Source organism: Lelliottia jeotgali, assembly GCF_977070485.1.
In genome coordinates, this window is sequence record NZ_CDRVFO010000019.1 from 75,437 (window position 1) to 93,663 (window position 18,227).

General features: G+C 63.3%; 17 protein-coding genes. 15 read left to right on the forward strand and 2 right to left on the reverse strand.

Annotation, left to right across the window (positions count from 1 at the left end; genetic code table 11):
* Nucleotides 1-8: 8 nt before the first annotated feature.
* From trbE to ACW4TB_RS23175, 11 genes are all read left to right on the forward strand, one after another.
* Nucleotides 9-2,462, forward strand: coding sequence for a conjugal transfer protein TrbE (trbE, locus tag ACW4TB_RS23125; RefSeq protein WP_008786755.1), 2,454 nt, complete (start codon nt 9-11; stop codon nt 2,460-2,462).
* On the forward strand, nt 2,459-3,184 hold the full coding sequence (gene trbJ / locus ACW4TB_RS23130; RefSeq protein WP_008786756.1) for a P-type conjugative transfer protein TrbJ: 726 nt from the start codon (nt 2,459-2,461) through the stop codon (nt 3,182-3,184). Before trbE ends, trbJ begins: the two co-directional genes overlap by 4 nt.
* Nucleotides 3,185-3,196: 12 nt before the next feature.
* Nucleotides 3,197-3,481, forward strand: coding sequence for a hypothetical protein (locus ACW4TB_RS23135; protein WP_008786757.1), 285 nt, complete (start codon nt 3,197-3,199; stop codon nt 3,479-3,481).
* Nucleotides 3,478-4,848 (forward strand): P-type conjugative transfer protein TrbL, encoded by a 1,371-nt coding sequence (trbL, locus tag ACW4TB_RS23140; RefSeq protein ID WP_021221531.1) that lies wholly within the window; start codon nt 3,478-3,480, stop codon nt 4,846-4,848. The genes ACW4TB_RS23135 and trbL overlap by 4 nt, the downstream gene beginning before the upstream one ends.
* 24 nt (nt 4,849-4,872) lie before the next feature.
* Nucleotides 4,873-5,577: a conjugal transfer protein TrbF gene (gene trbF / locus ACW4TB_RS23145; RefSeq protein WP_008786883.1), complete on the forward strand. Its 705-nt coding sequence runs from the start codon at nt 4,873-4,875 to the stop codon at nt 5,575-5,577.
* Nucleotides 5,574-6,572, forward strand: a complete 999-nt coding sequence (gene trbG, locus ACW4TB_RS23150; protein WP_008786882.1) for a P-type conjugative transfer protein TrbG — start codon at nt 5,574-5,576, stop codon at nt 6,570-6,572. The genes trbF and trbG overlap by 4 nt, the downstream gene beginning before the upstream one ends.
* 2 nt (nt 6,573-6,574) lie before the next feature.
* Nucleotides 6,575-7,849, forward strand: coding sequence for a TrbI/VirB10 family protein (locus tag ACW4TB_RS23155; RefSeq protein WP_008786881.1), 1,275 nt, complete (start codon nt 6,575-6,577; stop codon nt 7,847-7,849).
* A complete protein-coding gene (locus tag ACW4TB_RS23160) occupies nt 7,846-8,088 on the forward strand; it encodes a DUF2274 domain-containing protein (protein WP_008786880.1) in 243 nt (80 codons plus the stop codon). The genes ACW4TB_RS23155 and ACW4TB_RS23160 overlap by 4 nt, the downstream gene beginning before the upstream one ends.
* A gap of 478 nt (nt 8,089-8,566) precedes the next feature.
* Nucleotides 8,567-9,721 carry a Fic family protein gene (locus ACW4TB_RS23165; RefSeq protein WP_125923372.1) on the forward strand — a complete coding sequence of 385 codons (1,155 nt, stop codon included), beginning with the start codon at nt 8,567-8,569 and terminating at the stop codon, nt 9,719-9,721.
* Between the two features lie 263 nt (nt 9,722-9,984).
* Entirely contained in the window at nt 9,985-10,563 is a 579-nt protein-coding gene (locus ACW4TB_RS23170; RefSeq protein WP_279933662.1) for a plasmid pRiA4b ORF-3 family protein, read from the forward strand.
* Nucleotides 10,564-11,731: 1,168 nt separating this feature from the next.
* Nucleotides 11,732-11,953 carry a hypothetical protein gene (locus ACW4TB_RS23175; protein ID WP_012316324.1) on the forward strand — a complete coding sequence of 74 codons (222 nt, stop codon included), beginning with the start codon at nt 11,732-11,734 and terminating at the stop codon, nt 11,951-11,953.
* Between the two features lie 154 nt (nt 11,954-12,107).
* Here the strand turns inward: ACW4TB_RS23175 and ACW4TB_RS23180 are convergent, their stop codons facing one another.
* Nucleotides 12,108-13,280, reverse strand: a complete 1,173-nt coding sequence (locus ACW4TB_RS23180; protein ID WP_279933663.1) for an MFS transporter — start codon at nt 13,278-13,280, stop codon at nt 12,108-12,110.
* Nucleotides 13,273-14,085: an alpha/beta fold hydrolase gene (locus tag ACW4TB_RS23185; RefSeq protein WP_279933664.1), complete on the reverse strand. Its 813-nt coding sequence runs from the start codon at nt 14,083-14,085 to the stop codon at nt 13,273-13,275. The genes ACW4TB_RS23180 and ACW4TB_RS23185 overlap by 8 nt, the downstream gene beginning before the upstream one ends.
* Before the next feature lie 125 nt (nt 14,086-14,210).
* Between ACW4TB_RS23185 and ACW4TB_RS23190 the strand changes: the two genes are divergently transcribed.
* From ACW4TB_RS23190 to ACW4TB_RS23205, 4 genes are all read left to right on the forward strand, one after another.
* The gene (locus ACW4TB_RS23190; RefSeq protein ID WP_012316321.1) at nt 14,211-14,717 is read left to right on the forward strand and encodes a MarR family winged helix-turn-helix transcriptional regulator; all 507 of its coding nucleotides are present in this window, start codon (nt 14,211-14,213) and stop codon (nt 14,715-14,717) included.
* Nucleotides 14,718-14,742: 25 nt separating this feature from the next.
* Nucleotides 14,743-15,681, forward strand: a complete 939-nt coding sequence (locus ACW4TB_RS23195) for a LysR family transcriptional regulator (RefSeq protein ID WP_012316320.1) — start codon at nt 14,743-14,745, stop codon at nt 15,679-15,681.
* Between the two features lie 128 nt (nt 15,682-15,809).
* Nucleotides 15,810-16,742, forward strand: coding sequence for a TauD/TfdA family dioxygenase (locus tag ACW4TB_RS23200; protein WP_012316319.1), 933 nt, complete (start codon nt 15,810-15,812; stop codon nt 16,740-16,742).
* Nucleotides 16,739-18,220: an AMP-binding protein gene (locus tag ACW4TB_RS23205; protein WP_012316318.1), complete on the forward strand. Its 1,482-nt coding sequence runs from the start codon at nt 16,739-16,741 to the stop codon at nt 18,218-18,220. Before ACW4TB_RS23200 ends, ACW4TB_RS23205 begins: the two co-directional genes overlap by 4 nt.
* Nucleotides 18,221-18,227 lie beyond the last annotated feature (7 nt).

The window sequence follows — 18,227 nt, forward strand, 5'->3', positions numbered from 1 at the left end:
ACGCCGCCATGCTGAACCTCGCCGAATACCGCCAGCGCCCGGCCTTGCTCGCCGATTGGCTGCCGTGGGCCGGGCTCGTCGCGCCGGGTGTCGTCTTGAACAAGGACGGCAGTTTCCAGCGCACGGCCCGGTTTCGCGGGCCTGACCTCGACAGTGCCACGCAAGGCGAGCTGATCGCCACGTCGGCCCGCTTGAACAATGCGCTGCGCCGGCTGGGATCGGGCTGGGCGCTGTTCATCGAGGCCGAACGCAGCGCCGCCGCGGACTACCCGCACTCAGAGTTTCCGGAGGCGCTGTCGTGGCTGGTGGACGAAGAACGCCGCTCGGCCTTCGAGGACACCGGCCATCACTTCGAGAGCGGCTATCACTTGACGCTGGTGTACCTGCCGCCTGAAGAATCGCGCGCTCGTGCCGCCAAGATGCTCTACGAGAACACGCCGACGAATGGCGTGGACTGGCGCGAGCGGCTGCAAGCCTTCGTCGCGGAAACGGATCGGGTCTTTGACCAGCTCGATGGCGTCATGCCGGAAATTGCCTGGCTCGATGACGCGCAGACCCTGACCTACCTGCACGCGACCATCTCGACGCGACGCTATCGCGTCGGTGTGCCCGAGGTGCCTTTCCACATCGACGCGCTGCTGGCCGACTCGCCGCTGGTTGGCGGCCTGGCCCCCATGCTGGGCGACCGGCACCTGCGCGTGGTGTCGGTGCGGGGCTTTCCGACCTCGACCTGGCCGGGGATTCTGGACGACCTCAACCGCCTCGGATTTGCGTATCGCTGGAGTACGCGCTTCCTCTGCATGGACAAATCCGAGGCGGAAAAAGACCTCGCCCGCCTGCGCCGCCAGTGGTTCGCCAAGCGCAAGAACGTCATCGCGCTGCTGCGCGAAACGATCTTCCAACAGGAGTCGCCGCTGGTGGACACGGATGCCTCGAACAAGGCGACCGATGCCGATGCCGCGTTGCAGGAGCTGGGCAGTGATCAAGTCGCCTTCGGCTACCTCACCGCCACGGTGACGGTGCTCGATGCCGACCCGGCCGCAGCCGACGAGAAGCTGCGCATGGTGGAGCGCGTCATCCAGGGCCGGGGCTTCGTGACCATCTCCGAAACGCTCAATGCCGTGGATGCGTGGCTGTCCTCGCTCCCCGGCAACGCCTATGCCAACGTGCGCCAGCCGATCGTCTCGACGCTGAACCTGGCGCACATGATGCCGGTGTCGGCCGTGTGGGCCGGCCCCGAGCGCAACGCGCATCTGGACGGCCCGCCTCTCATCGTGACGCGCACCGATGGCGCCACACCGTTTCGCTTGGTCACGCACGATGGCGACGTGGGCCACATGCTGGTGGCCGGCCCGACGGGCATGGGCAAGTCAGTGCTGCTCGCCACGCTGGCGATGCAGTTCCGCCGCTACCTCGGCTCGCGCATCTTCGCGTTCGATATGGGGCGTTCGATGCGCGCCACGATCCTCGGGCTTGGCGGCGAGCACTACGACTTGGGCACGGACGGCGAAATCGCCTTCCAGCCGCTCGCCCGCATTGACCGCGAAGGCTACCGCACCTGGGCCGCCGAATGGATCGAAGGCCGTTTGCTGCATGAAGGCGTAGCAGTCGGCCCGGACGAGAAAGCCGCCATCTGGTCGGCGCTGGGCAGCTTGGCCGGTGCGCCCGTCGAGCAGCGCACGATGACCGGCCTGTCGGTGCTGCTGCAATCGAACGCGCTGCGCCAGGCGCTCGCGCCCTATGTGCTGGGCGGCGCGCACGGCAAGCTGCTGGATGCCGACCACGACCGGCTGGGCATGGCGGACGTGCAGGGTTTCGAGATGGAGGAGCTGATGCACAGCAAGGCCGCCGTCATGGCCGTGCTGCATTACCTCTTTGCGCGCTTTGACGAACGCTTTGACGGTGCGCCCACGATGCTGATCCTCGATGAAGCGTGGCTGTTCCTGGATGACCCGGTGTTTGCCGCGCGCATCCGCCAGTGGCTCAAGACGCTGCGCAAGAAAAACGTGTCGGTGATCTTCGCCACGCAGTCGCTCGCGGACATTAAGGATTCGAGCATCGCGCCCGCAATCATCGAGAGCTGCGCAAGCCGCATCTTCCTGCCGAACCCGCAGGCGACCGAGCCGCAGATTCGCACGATCTACGAGGGCTTCGGGTTGAACTCGCGCCAGATCGAGATCGTCGCCACCGCGCAACCCAAGCGCGACTACTACTACCAATCCCGCCTCGGCAACCGCCTGTTCGACCTCGACCTGGGGGCGGCGACGCTGGCCTTCGCGGGCGCTTCCACGCCGCAAGACCAGCGCGACATAGACCGCGTGCTGCTGGACGCCGGCACGCCCGGCTTCGCGGGTGCCTGGCTGCGCCATCGCGGCCTCGATTGGGCGGCTGACCTGCTGCCCTCGTTCCCCGGCCTCGCGCCGGATTCCCTCGCTGACCAACCACAGGAGATCCTGCCATGAAGAAGCGCCTTGTCGCCGCTGCCATCGCGGCCATGCTTTGCACCGCCACTGCCCATGCGCAATGGGTCGTGATCGACCCCACCAACCTCGTGCAGAACACGATGACCGCGATCCGCACGCTGGAGCAGATCAACAACCAGATTCGCCAGCTCCAGAACGAAGCGCAAATGCTGATGAACCAGGCGCGCAACCTCGCCAGCCTTCCATCCAGCGTGGTCGGCCAGTTGCGCGCCAACCTGGCGACGACCGAGCGGCTGATCGCCCAGGCCCGAGGCTTGGCCTACGACGTGACGAATCTGGATCGGGAGTTTGCCCGCCTGTACCCGGAGCAGTACGCCGCCACCGTCAGCGGCGACCAGATGTACCGCGACGCCCAGGAGCGGTGGAAGAACACGCTGGGCGGCTTGCAGACCACCATGCAGATGCAGGCGCAGGTGTCGCAGAACCTGGGCGAAGACGAAAGCGTGCTGGCCGATCTGGTCGGCAAGAGCCAGTCGGCGCAAGGCGCGTTGCAGGCGATGCAGGCCATGAACCAGTTGCTCGCCTTGCAGGCCAAGCAGTCGATCCAGTCGCAGCGGCTCCAGATCACGCAAGACCGGGCCGCCTCGCTGGAACTGGCGCGGCAGGCGGCGGCCACCGAGCGCGCCCGCGAAGTGCGGCGGCGCTTCCTCGGGGAAGGCACGCCGTACACGCCGCAGTCCGTCAACTTCTACCGCGACTGACAGGAGGCCGCCATGCGATGCGTCCTCGTCCTTGGTGCCGTGCTGCTGGCCGCTTGCGGCGAGCAGCCGGCCGACAACCTCGCCGATGCCCTGGCCGCCGATCGCGTGCGGCTCAAGGCATTGCGCGCGCAATGCGCGGCCGACCGGCAGGCCACGGGCGAGGACGCTTGCCGCGCCGCCGCCGAAGCCTTCCGGCGGCGCTTCTTTTCCGGCGAGGCCGGGCCGGATGAATACCAGACGCTGGCCGACCTGCCGCCGATCCCGCCCAGCTTCGAGGAACCGGAGGGCACGCCATGAATGACGTGACCATCATCGACCAGTTCCTCAACACCTTCGCCACCTACATCGACTCGGGTTTCGGGCTGCTGCGCGGCGAAGTGGCGTTCCTCACGGCCACGCTGATCGTCATCGACATGACGATCGCCGGGCTGTATTGGGCCATGAGCCACGCCACCGGCCAAGGCGATGACGTGATCGCCAAGCTGCTGCGCAAGGTGCTCTACGTCGGTGCCTTCGCCTACATCCTCAACAACTTCAACTGGCTGGCCAGCATCGTGTTCCGCTCGTTCGCGGGGCTGGGCATCACCGCCACCGGCTCGGCCATCACGATGGAGAACTTCTTGCAGCCGGGCCGGCTCGCCAAGACCGGCATCGACGCCGGGGCGCCGATTCTGGAGCAGATCGGCGAGATGGCGGGCTTCCCCGAGGTGTTCGCCAATCTCGATCCCATCGTGGTGATGTTCCTCGCGTGGCTGGTCGTGGTGCTGTGCTTCTTCGTGCTGGCGATCCAGCTTTTCATCACGCTGATCGAGTTCAAGCTGACCACGCTCGCCGGGTTCGTGCTGGTGCCGTTCGCGCTGTGGAACAAGACCAGCTTTCTCGCCGAGAAGGTGCTGGGCAACGTCGTGGCCGCTGGCATCAAAGTGCTGGTGCTGGCTGTGATCGTCGGCATCGGCTCGGGCCTGTTCGCGCAGTTCCAAGTCCACCCCGCCGAGCCGAACATCGACCACGCGCTGGTCATCATGCTGGCCTCGCTCACCTTGCTCGCGCTCGGGATCTTCGGCCCCGGCATCGCCACGGGCCTTGTGTCCGGCGCGCCCCAGCTCGGCGCGGGCGCGATGGCCGGTGCCGCCGTCGGCGCGGCCGGAACGGCAGTGGCTGTCGGTGCTGCCGCGACGGGCGTGGGCGGCGCGGTGGCCGCTGGCGCGCGCATGGCCCCGGCTGCCGCCAAGCTGGCCGGCAGCGGCGCGCGTGCCGCCACGTCGGCGGCTGGCAGCGCGAAGTCGGCGTTCCAGGCGGGTTCCGCTGCCGCCGGCGGCGGTGCCAAAGGCGCGATGGCGGGCTTGGGCAACGTCGCCAAGACCGGCGCGCAGTCTGCCGGACGCGCTGCCGCATCCCGCGCTTCCGCTGCCGGGCAGCGCATGGCCGCACCGTTCCGCGCGGGCTGGAACGGCGACGCTGGCGCGTCAGCCGGCCAGGCCGCCACCAGCGAAGCGCCGGCAGGCGCTGCCGCTGCACAGGCGCCCGAGCAGCCCGCTTGGGCCAAGCGGCTGCATCGCCGCCAGCAGCTCACCCACGCCGCGACCACCGCTGCCCACGCGCTGCGCGGTGGCGACGGCGGCGGCTCCGGGCAAGGCCCGAGCCTGCGCGGCTCCGACGACTGACGCGATTCACAAGGAGAACTGACCATGCGATTCAAGAAACCGCAGGTGCGCTACGCCGACACGCCGCAGCCTGCCACGCCGTACCAAACCGCCGGCCAGGTGTGGGACGACCGTATCGGCTCGGCCCGCGTCCAGGCCAAGAACTGGCGATTCATGGCCTTCGGCTGCCTCACGCTCGCGCTGCTGATGGCCGGCGGACTGGTGTGGCGCTCGGCGCAATCCATCGTCACGCCCTACGTCGTGGAGGTGGACAACGCGGGCCAGGTGCGCGCCGTGGGCGAAGCCGCCACGCCGTACCGGCCCAACGATGCGCAGACGGCGCACCACATCGCGCGCTTCGTGACGCTGGTGCGCTCGCTGTCCATCGACCCCATCGTCGTCCGCCAGAACTGGCTGGACGCCTACGACTACACGACCGACAAAGGCGCGGCCGTGCTCAACGACTACGCGCGGGTCAACGACCCGTTCGCGCGCATCGGAAAGGAGTCGGTGACGGTGCAGATCACCAGCGTCGTGCGTGCCAGCGACACGTCTTTCAACGTGCGCTGGACGGAACGCCGCTACGTCAACGGCGCTGCGGCGGGCCTGGAACGGTGGACGGCCGTGGTGTCCATCGTGCTCCAGCCGCCGCGCACCGAAGAACGCCTGCGCAAGAACCCGCTGGGCATCTACGTCAACGGCCTTTCCTGGAGCCGCGAGCTGGATTCTTCCGAAGGAGCAAAACCATGAACCTGTCTTTCCGCTTTTACGCTTTGCCGTTGATGCTTGTTGCCCTGGCGGGCTGCGCCACGCAAGGCAAGCCGCCGCCGACCATCTCGCTCGATGAGCCGGTGCCGGTGCAGGCCCAGCCGATGCCGGAGCCGCCCGCGCCCGTGGAGGTTGTGGCCGTGCCCGAGGTGCTGCCGATGCCGGCGCAGTTGATGCCGGCACCCGAGGCCGAGGACGCCAAGCCCACGCCCGAGCCGGCCGACGAGAAGGTGCGCGTTTCACGCGCCAATGCCGAGGCGCGTGTCGCGCCCACGCGCGAGGGCTACGTCAACGCGATTCAGGTGTGGCCCTTCACCGATGGCGCGCTGTATCAGGTCTATGCGGCCGTGGGCCGGGTGACGATGGTTGCCTTGCAGCCGGGCGAGGAGCTGGTGACGGTGGCCGCCGGCGATACCGTGCGCTGGATCGTGGGCGACACGTCCAGCGGCAGCGGTGCCGACTTGCGCGTCAACGTGCTGGTCAAGCCGATCCGCTCGGGCCTCAAGACCAATCTGGTCATCATCACCAGCCGGAGGACGTACCTGCTGGAACTGACTTCCACGGAAAAGACGTGGATGGCGTCGGTGTCCTGGGAGTACCCGCGCGACCGGATGCTGGCCTTGCAGCGCCAGGCGCAAGCGGCCAGCGCCGCCGCGCCGGTGGATAGCGGCCTGTCGCTGGAGAACCTGCGCTTTCGCTACGCGATCGGCGGCAGCAATCCGTCGTGGAAGCCGCTGCGCGCTTTCGACGACGGGCAGAAGGTCTATATCCAGTTCCCCGCCGGCATCGCGCAAGGCGAACTGCCGCCGCTGTTCGTGATCGGGCCGGAAGGCGACGGGCAACTGGTGAACTACCGCTTCCGTTCGCCGTACTACATCGTGGATCGCCTGTTTGGCGCGGCAGAGTTGCGCCTGGGCGGTGACAAGGGCGACGTGGTGCGGATCGAGCGCACGGATGGCGTGGCACGGAGGAACTGACCATGAGCCAGGACGATACCCCCGACCTCGCCACGCGGCAGGCAGGCAAGGTCGCGCCCGAGGCGGTGGCGCTTCGCGCCCAGCCGCGTGCCGTGACCCGGTTGAACCGGCGCACGCTGGCCGTCCTCGTCGGCGGCCTGTCGGTCGCCGTGCTCGGGGCCACGATCTGGTCATTGCAACCGCACCGGCGCGGCGCGGGCGAGCAGACCGAGCTTTACAACGTCGATCGCGTCTCGAAGTCCGAAGGGCTGGACGGCCTGCCGTCCGACTACTCGAAGCTGCCGCCGAAGGTGCCCGAGCTGGGGCCGCCACTGCCGGGCGATCTTGGCCCGGCCATCGTGAACTCGCAGCAGTCCGCCGTGGCCGCTTACGCGGCCCCCGGCCACGATCCCAACGACGCCTTGCGCAAGGAGGCGGAAGCCGCAGCGGCTTCGTCGGTGTTTTTCCGCTCGGGCGGCCAGGGCCAGGCCGCCGCCACGGCCACGGTGGCGCCGCCGGGTGTGCCTGGTGCTGCCAACACGCTCGCGGCCTTCGACCCGCTCGCGGCTGGGCCGGCCTCGGCGGCGCCCCAGCCTGCCGATCCGACAGCTGTGCAAAACCGGCAAGACCAGAAAGAGGCGTTCCTGAAAGGCGGCTCTATGGAAACCCGCAATTCCGGAAACCTGAAAATGCCGGCCTCGCCGTATCAGGTCATGGCCGGAACGGTGATTGCGGGCGCGCTGGTGACGGGCATCAAGTCGGACTTGCCAGGCGACGTGATCGCCACGGTGACGGAGCCGGTCTATGACTCGGCCACGGGCAAGTTCCTGTTGATCCCGCAGGGGTCGCGCATCCTGGGTAAATACAACAGCCAGGTCAGCTACGGGCAGAGCCGCGTGCAGGTGGTGTGGAACCGGGTCATCCTGCCCGATACGTCCTCGCTGACGCTCGACAACCTTGTCGGCACCGATCCAGCCGGCTACGCCGGCCTGGAAGACGACGTGGACTGGCATTGGAATCGCATCGTCGCGGGCGCCGTGCTGACGACGCTGCTGGGCGTAGGCGCCGAGTTGGCCGCGCCAGAGAACCGCCAGGACGGCAACCGCATCGTCATCGCGGGGCGCGACAGCGCCCAGGACAGCATCAATCAGGTGGGTCAGGAGATCACCCGGCGCAACATGGACATCCAGCCGACGCTGACCATTAGGCCGGGCCTGCCGGTTCGCGTCATCGTGAACCGGGATCTGGTGCTGCGGCCGTGCCAGCCGCTGTTCTTCAACCGGGGAGCTTCCCAATGAACACGAAGAAACTGCGGCTAGGGCCGCTGCCCAAGACCGAGAGCGTCAAGCTGACCTTTGCCTGCCCGGCCAGCTTGAAAGCCGACCTCGACCGCTACGCCGCGCTGCACGCGCAGGCGTATGGCGAGGCCGTCGATGCCGAGAAGTTGATCCCGCACATGCTGGAGGCGTTCATGGCGGGGGATCGGGGATTCAGGAAGGGCACCACGACGCGGAGCGTGCCGTCCAAGCCGACGTGATGGCCCTCGAAGCCTGCCCAGCAACATCCATCGAACGCGCAGCCCAAGGCTGCGCGTTCTTCATTCTGGATGCCGCCAAGAGCCGCCTGGGCTATGATGACAAGACAAGCCCGCCGTCCCTCGGCAATCCAGCACGACACAGTGCGATGTGGCTTTCTCTCCCAACGCTCCTATGTGGCTCCTAGCCCACGAAGCCACACCGCGCCAAAGTGGCCGAGAAAAGAGCTAACCTACTGTCCCATATACGGTTTCAAGTCCTGCGTGATTTGCACAAAGGACTTGACACCAGAACTTTTTTGTGGCTGTCTTTTACGCTGTGAATCTGCGTGCTTTGACTTAATGGGGTGCGGTTTTCCACTTAGGGTTGCACGGTTTTCTAGATAGTGGTTATCTGTTGATTCGGTTTTAGCCAACGTTTACTGGGCAAATGCCGAATTTTTTCTAGATAATGGTTTTTCTGTTTAGAGATAATTTTGAGATGCCCCAGTTTTCCCACTACGACCTGCAGCTGCTGAACCCCTCCTTCGACTCGCCATTGGTTGACGTTCTGGCCGAACTCGAGTTTCTGCGCAGACTGAGGTTGGAGGGAGACACCCCACCCCAGGTGTTCTTTCAGCTCAAGGCGCTGTTCCATACCTTGGAGAGCTTGGGGTCTGCTCGAATCGAGGGCAACCACACCACGCTGGCCGACTACATTGACAGCAAGGTCGAAGGCAAAGCCGAGAGCACCGACCAGTTGCTGGAAATTGCCAACATCGAGAAGGCAATGGACTACATCGAAGAGGTGGTTAAGCCCGGTGAAGACCTGACAGAGCATACGATTCGAGAGCTGCACGCCATGACCGTGCACGGGTTGCGGCGCGAAGGCGATAAAACGCCTGGCGCCTACCGGGAAGGCGCGGTCAGGATCGCGCAGGCGGAGCATCTACCTCCGGAAGGTGTGCTGGTGCCCCAGTACATGCAAGAGTTGGTCAGCTTCATCAATCGTGACGACTCGCCTAAGTACGCCCTGATGAAGGTCGCCCTGGCGCACCACCGTTTCGGCTGGATTCACCCATTCGGCAATGGCAATGGGCGGGTGGTAAGGCTGCTGACCTATGCATTGTTGATGAAGTACGGCTTTAACGTGAACTCGGGTGGCCGAGTGCTCAATCCCACGGCAGTGTTCTGCAATGACCGAGACAAGTACTACACCATGCTGGGGGTGGCTGATACCGGTACCATCGCGGGCTTGGAAGCATGGTGTACCTATGTGCTGCAAGGCATTCGGGATGAGCTGGAGAAGGTGGACAAGCTCACCGATTATGGCTATCTCACTAAATGCATTCTGCACCCAGCGGTGAGCTTTGCACGCAGTCGGGAATGGATTACCGAGACCGAGGAACGGATCCTTGTCGGCGTGATAAAGATGAAGGTAGTGAAATCAAGTGATATTGCTCAGGCGCTTCCAACGCTCACCCCTAACCAACGAACGTATCAGATTAAAAATCTGGTAGAGCAAGGCATGCTTTTGCCGGTCAATCCGGGGGCGAGGCAATACACCATTGGCTTCTCCAGCAACTATCTGGTGCGTGGGGTAATCAAGGCGCTGAGAGAGCAGGGGTTCATTCCTGAACCTCTCGATAGGCCTTGAGAAATCGCAGGTTCGTGCCGAATCCAGCTTGATCTTGCCACCCTGGCGCGGCCTTGCCGGGGCGCCGGGCCGGTCGGAAAGGGCCGCAAGGCGGCCGCTGCATTTCTTGAACCACCGTAATCTTGCAGCCCTGCTACCCATCCAATCTCGCTGCGGCCGTCATCTTGGAGCGCATCGCCGAACACCCGATCAATTGGGTCGATAAACTGCCTCCCGTGGTACGGTTTTTTCGCCCTACTGAACTCTGCGAGGTGGCCTTACCCATGGCCAAAACTGTTCGCTTGCCCAAACCCGCGGCCGACCTGTTGTTGCTGCACATTGAATTGAAATGCATCGAGCCGGCCATCTGGCGCCGCGTGGCGGTACCGGAAAACATCACCCTGGGCAGATTGCATTCAGTGATCCAGGTCGTGATGGGATGGGAGGGTGGGCACCTGCATGAATTTGAAATTGCCGGTGAGAATTACGGCATACCCGACCCCGATGGCTGGGGGCCGCCGGTAAAGCCGGAAGCGCGCAAGACCTTGGTCAAAGCTTTGTGCGGGAAGAAGAGTTTCCGCTATGTGTATGACTTTGGTGACGGCTGGGATCACCGGATCAAAGTCGTGAAAGTGCTGCCCGCCATCGCCTGTCCGCAGGTGCCGTACTGCGTCGATGGTGCCAATGCCTGCCCGCCGGAAGATGTGGGCGGTGAGCCGGGTTATGCCGAGTTTCTTCAAGCCATGGCAGACCCCAATCACCCAGAGCATGAGGCCATGATGGAATGGCATGGGGATATCTTCGACCCGGCGGCTTTTGACTGTGAGCTTACAAATGGTTGGCTGAAGGAAATCCGGGTCTGACAGTACCGTGCGGTGCGGATTCTCGCGCTTTGCGACTTACCGGGACACGATCCCCGGCACGGCGCATGATCTACGGGGCGCCGCAAAAGGCCTCGGCACGCACTCCCAAATTCGCCACTTCCACGGCAATCCGTGAAGAACCTTTTTAAAGTACTTGAGGAGCTCGTTCCGAACTAGCTACAGCATGAACGCGATTGCCAATTCGGGTTAGTTAATTCCTACTGAACAAGTGGCACTTGTCCTCGTGCTAGCACCCTTGCGAAAGCGATCACTAAGGGGATAGATTGTTCCAGTCGCCGAATCATTGGCGACGCGATCCTGATTCGTAGAAGCCGAAAAGCTCATCGGCATCCAGGCGGCATTTTGCCAGGCTTGCTTTTCGTCTATGGCGGTGCTGCGCGGGACACCTGATGGTGTGCTGGATTCCTTTCGCTCCAGTCGGCCAACCCGCGTACCGCCGCCACCCGAACTCACCCACTGCATTTGCTTTTTGGGGGAGGCGCCGTTTCATGTCATGGCGGCTGTGTGTGGGCAGGCTTCGGCCTGGCCGGGTTTCCAAGTTCCCCGGTATTCCTACCCCATACAAAGCTGCCACCCCCCAATCCTGCCGGAAGTAGCGATTAGGGTGCTGAGTAACATCCCAAGCCTGATCCTTGCGGGCGCCGTGACAGTTCAGCATGATTGTCGCGCCCTAGCGCGCTATGGCGTGCTGTCGTGACAACTCCTACGGCTCATGATGCACTTTCGGACCACACTGAACCTTGCGGAAGCTGGCCTGGAGGGATAAATTCATCGGGTCGCAACCAATTGTGCGACCGGGTTTGGCGACCCGTATGAAAAGGCGCAACGGCGCCCCGATCACGATTGCAGGCGCTTTTTTTGCGTCCGCTGTCTCGTGTAATGGCGGCTGTGCGTGGGAGACCCTCGGGTCTGCCGGGTTCCTTTTCCTCGGTTCGCCAACCTGCGTACAGCTGCCACCCTAATCGTTTGGCGACGGTCAGCGTGGTGCTCCAACCGAAAAGGACCTCATGCATGCTTACCGTAAGTCTATCCAGGATCCTCGCATCCGTTCTCCGCCGCCGTCGCCCTTCGCCGGCTCCTGAACCCCACCGTTTCTACCCCATCTACGACCCATCCCGTCCGCACAGCGCACCCAAGCAGGTGCCCCATGACTGACCAGGAACGCTTGTCCACAATCCAGAGCTACGCCTGGACTCTCGAACTGCTCGGCGAAGCCTTGGTGCAGCATGACGAGATGCTCGAGTGTGAACACAACCCTCACTTGAGCTTCCGGAACACCGCAGGTATCCACCAAGCCATACGGATCATCAGCCAGCTGGCCAGTGAGCAGTGCGCGAAAGTGAGCCTGTTGAAGGGCGAAGCCTGCTAAGGAGGGGCTCATCCGGTTACAGGGCACGTTCAGGTACCTCCTGATCATGCGTTTTAGCCTGTAAACCGTCCCTGCCTTGAACCGCGAACGCGGCCTCCGGTTCGTACCGGAGGCCCGCCCACACAGCGTGCCCTTCGATTAAAACCTCACCCGCTCACGCTTCGTGCGCCGCACCTGGCAACTGCACGGCCTTCGGTCGCAACAGCGTGCTCAACCCCAGCAACAACACCGCACCGATGGCCATTATCCCCCAGGCCCAGTGCAACGAACTGAGCTGGTCACGGACGATGCCGGCGATCAGTGGCATGCTCGCTGCGATCAGGTAGCCACCGCCCTGTACGAACGCCAGCAAGGCGCCGGCTTCGGTTGGCGAGTGGGTGTGGTCGAGGGTGACGATGAGCGACAGCGGGAACAATGCGCCGATGCCAAGCCCCAGGCACAGGGTGGCCACCACCGCGAGCTGCACGGGGGCGAGCATCAGGCAGGCCAGGCCGGCAAGCAACAGCAGTATCACCACGGTCAGCGGCTGTCTGCGGTCTGGGTAGCGCTGAATGAGGGCTGAAACCAGTAGGCCGGCGACGACCTCGGTGACGGTGAGGGCGCCAAGCAGGTAACCCGCCTGGGTGGCCGTCCAGCCCAATTCAACATAAAACGGCGGCAACCAGGCCAGCACCAGGGTGTAGGCACCCGTGCCAATGCCGAAGAACAACAACAGCAACCAGGCCCGCCCGCTGCGGTACGGCAAGGTGGCATCGCTGTGGCTACCGGGGTCGCTGCCGGCGGCAAGCAACCAGGCGATCAAGCCGACCAGCGCCGGCAAGGCTGCAACCCCCAACGTCAGTTGCCAGCCGAAGGTGCTGGCACCCGGCGCCGCAAAGGCAGCGGCCAGCGCGGCGCCGCCCATGATGCCGGTGGTGAACAGCCCCATCAGCATGCCGGCGCTTTGCGGGTGGCTGCGCTTGATGAACGCGGGCATCAAAGCCTGGATGACCGCAATGCCGACCCCGCCCAACGCGGCTGTTGCGATCAGCGCCGTGCCGGACGTGATATAGGCCCGTGCGGCGCAGCTGATGACGATCAGCGTGATACCCATCGCCACACCTCGCACTTCACCTACCAGGCGCAGCAGCCAGGGGCCGGACAGCGCGAACAACCCCATCATCATCACTGGCAGGGTGGTCAGCAGGCCGCCTTGGGCGTTGCTCAGGCCCAGGTCTTGTTGCAGGGTGCCGAGCAAGGGGCCGATGGCCGCCATGATGGGGCGTAGGTTCAAGCCGATCAGCATGGCCAGTAGGCCGATGCACGCTTTGCTTGGCAGATCACGCATGTTGGAGTGGCTCCTGCAGGAAGGTGCATATCGCCTGGTTGAAGGCCTGGGCGTACGGAATGTTGAATACGTGGCCGTCACCCGGCAGGGTGATCTGGCGGGCATGGTCGATACGTTGGGTGATGTCTTCGGCTTCCGAGCGTGGGCTGATGAGATCGCCTTCGGCGGCGAGCACCAGGGTTGCCGCTTGGATTGCTGGCAATTGATCGCTCAGGTCGTAGCGCTTCATGCCATTGCACCAGCGGATCTGGCTTTGCGCTGACAGCTGAGCAGCCTGGGCGTGCCAGGCCTGGTAAAGGCATTGGCCTTCGGCCGAGGCGGCATAATCAGCGCCAACCAACGCCGGCCAGGTGGCCTTGAACCGCTTCAGGCAGCCGTCCGCTTGCGCAAGGTTTGCGGCCCAGTCGTTCAGCAACCCCTGGCGGTACGTGCTGTTCATGCTGGCGAATGTGCCGGCGACCACCAGTTGCTGTACGGCCTCAGGTGCATGGCAGGCCATTTCGAGCGCCACCATGCCGCCCAGGGAGAGGCCGATCAGGTGGGTGCTTTCCAGCCCCAGGTGGTCGAGCAGTGCCAGCATTTCCAGTGCCTGGGCATGGGCCGTGATACCTTCGGGCGCTTCGCTGGACGCGCCGTGGCCCAGCAGGTCGGATACGATAACGCGGTGGCCCAGGCTGAGCAGCGCACTGGCCTGGGGCGCCCAGGCGCGCCCGCTGTTGCCCAGGCCGTGCAGCAGCAGCACTGGGCTGCCAGCACCTGAGTCGTAGTAGTAGTGCCGATGCGGTCCGTGTATGAAAAATGCCATGTGTTCTCCTGATCCTTCAGTCGTATCGTCAGCAAGATAACTTAACGTTAAGATAGTTTAAAGGCGTCGGAGTTCAGGAGTTTGCGCGGGTTAACAATTGATCAATTGCCCGGTGAAGGGGAGCTATGAACGATCATGTGGATTTCGTCGTCGCGCAGTGGGCGCAGGCGATGCCCTCGGTGGACGTCACATCCATGGAGATTTTCGGGCGCATGGCGCGCATCCAGAAGCATCTGGAGCGCATGCGTGCCGAAGCGCTGGCACAGTACGGCTTCAAGGAAGGCGAGTTCGATGTGCTGGCGACGCTGCGAAGGGCAGGGGCGCCGTACCGCCTGACGCCAACCGAGCTTTACCGCTCGCTGCTGATCACATCCGGGGCGATGACCAACCGGCTGGCCCGGCTGGAAAGCGCCGGCATGGTCGAACGTATTGCCGACGACCACGACAAGCGCAGCTACCAGGTTGCACTGACCGCGGCAGGTAAGGTGTTGATTGAGAAGGCTCTGCTTACACATACTGAGATTCAGGAGCTGGTACTGGCCCCTTTGAGTGCGAAGCAGCGCGCAGGGTTTGCGCAGCTGTTGAAGCAGATGCTCGCGTGTCTGCCTGGCGAAGGGGCGCCCAGCCAATGAACTGGAAAATTCAGGAGGAATTTTCATGCTGCACAGCAACTACCTCAAGCAGTTGGATCTGCAGGACATCGTGGTGTTTCTCAACCTGCTCGAGTTGCGCAGCGCCAAGCGCACCGCCGAGTTGATGAGCGTCAGCCAGCCTACCGTCAGTTATTGCCTCAAGCGCCTGCGTGGCTGCTTCGATGACACGTTGTTCGCTTCTTCCCAGGGCGTGCTGCTGCCCACCACCAAGGCCGAGAAAATCGCGCCCTACCTGCGCGTGGTGGTTGAATCGGTCAACCGCTGCGCGGAAGACGACAGCACGGTTTCGCCGCAGGCCGTGCGCAAAATCTGGAGGCTCTGCGCCCCGGAATATTTTGAGTTGTCATTCCTGCCCCAGGCCCTGGCGGTGTTGTCCCGCACCCACGGCAATACCTCGCTGCACCTGGACCGCCTGAGCCGTGACTTGCCAGTGGACCGGCTGATATCCGGCGAAATCGACATCGCCATCGGTTTTGGCCCGGGCTATCACCAGATGCATCCCGAATTGCAGTGGCAGCCTGTGCTCAATGACGACTTCGTGTGCCTGACCAGCCAGAAAACGCTGGCCAACGAAGGTGCCATGAACCTCGATGAATTCTGTGCATCGCCCCATGTCTTCCCTACGCCATGGGTCTCGGAAAAGAACATGGTCGACAGCTGGTTGGACAAGGTCGGCCGTTCACGCAATGTGCTGGTGCGCGCCAACGGCTATCAGGCCTGCGTGAACATCGTTGCCGCTGTGCCTTCCACCTTGGCATTGCCGGCGCGCTTGTTGCCGCACCTGCGCATCGCCCCGCAAGTCAAAGTCTGCCAACCGCCGCTTGGCTTCCCCAGTTTTACTCTAGACATGATCTGGGCACGCGATCGCAGCGACAGCAAGGATATTTCCAGTTTGCGCTCGTTGATCGAACAAGTGGCCGAAGCCCTGTTGACGGAACGATGACACGGCATATTTAAATTTTCGCAACGCCTTTAGATTTCTTAAAACCAACAGCGTGCTCATTTCTCTTACTGTGTGGTCATCGGGTAGCGGATGCCTACCTGAACCCACAGTTCACGGAGGAATGAGTCATGTTGGCGCAAGTTCAACCCTGGGTGTTCCCTTATTATCGGCAACCGACACCCTGCTACGGTTTTGAATGTGTAGTTGCTGTTGACCGTGACATGCGCGTCAGCGAGGTTATCAGCGGTGCAACACTTTACGAAGACCTGGCCCATAGCGGTGCGGTGATCTACCGCGATTTCGCAGATACCCTTGCAGACTTCAATGAGTTCGTCAGCGCACACTCGTCGCGCGTCACCTTTGACCCGGCGCGCAAGGCGGCCACCACCAACACCGCGGAAATCGAGGCGGGGGTGCACGAGATGGGGCTGCACCGCGAGAATGGCAACCTGCCGTTCAACCCTGACCTGCAGTGGTTCTATTGCCTGGAAGCGGCTTCGGTCGGTTCGCAAACTACCCTGTGCGATGGCCAACGGGTGTTGTTCGACTTGTCGGCTAAAACCCGAAAGTTATTTGAGCAGCGCGATATACGTTATGCCCGGCGTATTCCATGGCAGAACGTAAAACGCTTCCTCAGTATTGAACTTCAGCTACCGCTGGACGCCATTACGGATGACCACCTGCAGCAGGTCAATGATCAAGTAGCGGGGCAAACTTACCGGCGCATCGATCAAAACCTGATTGCTTCGGAGTTGATTATTTCCGCTGTGGAAACCAGTTGTTTCAGTGGTCGCAAGGCCTTCTGCAATTCGATGCTGGGCCCCAGCGTCAATTACGAGCCGCCGCGTATTACCTGGGCCGATGGCGAAGATATTGCCCTTGAAGTCTGGGATGAAATCAAGGAAGTGACCGAGCGCAATACCTACAGCCACTTCTGGCAGAAAGGCGACATCGTCGTGATCGACAACACCCGCGTCATGCACGGCCGCCGCCGGCTGGATGACACTTCGCGGCGCATTTTCGGCGCCCAGAGCTACCGCATCGGAGGTAACGGCCAATGATCAGCAAGAAAATGCAGGACTACCTGGCGGCAACGCCCGACCGCATCGTCATCCGTGAGATGGATGGCCGCACCCATACGCTGCACGAACTGCGTCGCGATGTGATGCGCTTGGCCAGTGCCCTTGAAGGGCGTGTGGGGCGCTGTGAACGCAAGGTATTCGGTATCGCCATGCGCTCATGCTACGAGTGGGTCTACACGCTACTGGCCATTCAGAAAGTCGGTGCGGTGCTGTTGCCGGTGCCCATCGAGTTTTCCGACGACCAGATCGGCAGCCTGCTGGGCAAGGCCGCAGCGGTGTTCGTCAGCGATGAAAAAACCGCCAACCGCCTGCACGGCATCCTGCCGGACAAGGCCTGCTTCATTCCGGGCCAGCTGATGAACCAGGCCATCGGCGAGGAGTGGCGCAACGAGGATGAGTTGATCCCGGAGGGCATCGTTTCGATCATCCATACCTCAGGCACCACCTCCAAACCCAAGGGGGTGATGATTCGCGACGAGGCGGTGGGGCTGTTGGTGGACAACGTCATGAAGCGTCTGCCACAACAACCGCTGCACTACTTCTCGATCGTGCCGATGAGCTTGTTGATCGAGCAGGTGCTCGGCGTTTTCATCCCGATCCTGTCGGGCGGTACGCTGACGTTGATGCCCGAGGGCGTGACCGAATATGGCGCGGCGAGCGGCAATGCCCGGCAGTACCTGGAGCTGATTGCACCCAACCAGCCCAATTTCCTGTACCTGCCGCCCAAGTTGCTTGAGGAGGCCAATGGGCTGCTTGAGCATTGCACGGTCGAGCAGCTGTTCGGCCCGCAACGGCCGCACATCATCACCGGTGGCGCGAAGATTCCGGCCACAGTGCTGGAGGCGCTGGAAGCGCGCGGCGTGCAGGTGTTCGAGGCGTATGGCCTGAGCGAGAACTCATCGATCATCTCGCTGAATTCGCCCGCCGAGCGGCGCATTGGCTCTGCGGGCAAGCTGCTCGACGGTATCGAACCCAAGCTGGTCGATGGCGAACTGCTGGTGCGCACGCCGACCCTGTGCGCGGGGTACTACAACGCTGACGATACCGCCTGCGACCTGTCCGACGGCTACTTGCATACCGGTGATATCGCCGAATTTCGCGACGGCTACCTCTACATCACCGGGCGCAAGAAACACGTGATCATCCTCTCCACGGCGCGCAACATCTCGCCGGAGTGGGTGGAGAACGTCTACAAGGAGAGCCCGCTGGTGGACGACATGATCGTCATGGGGGAAGGCAGGGACGAGCCGTGCGCCATCGTGCTCAGTGCTGCGGGCGCGGAGCGCGTACGCAGCGAAATGGCGCGCCTGGAACATCGCCTTGCCGATTTCGCCCGGGTTCGCCAGGTGCGCGTCATCGAGGATATCGCTTTGTTCCGCGAGCAGTTCTACACCGTCACCGGGCGGCCGCGGCGCGCGGAAATCGAGGCCCGCTTCATCGATCAGATGTACGCCTGAGTACGAG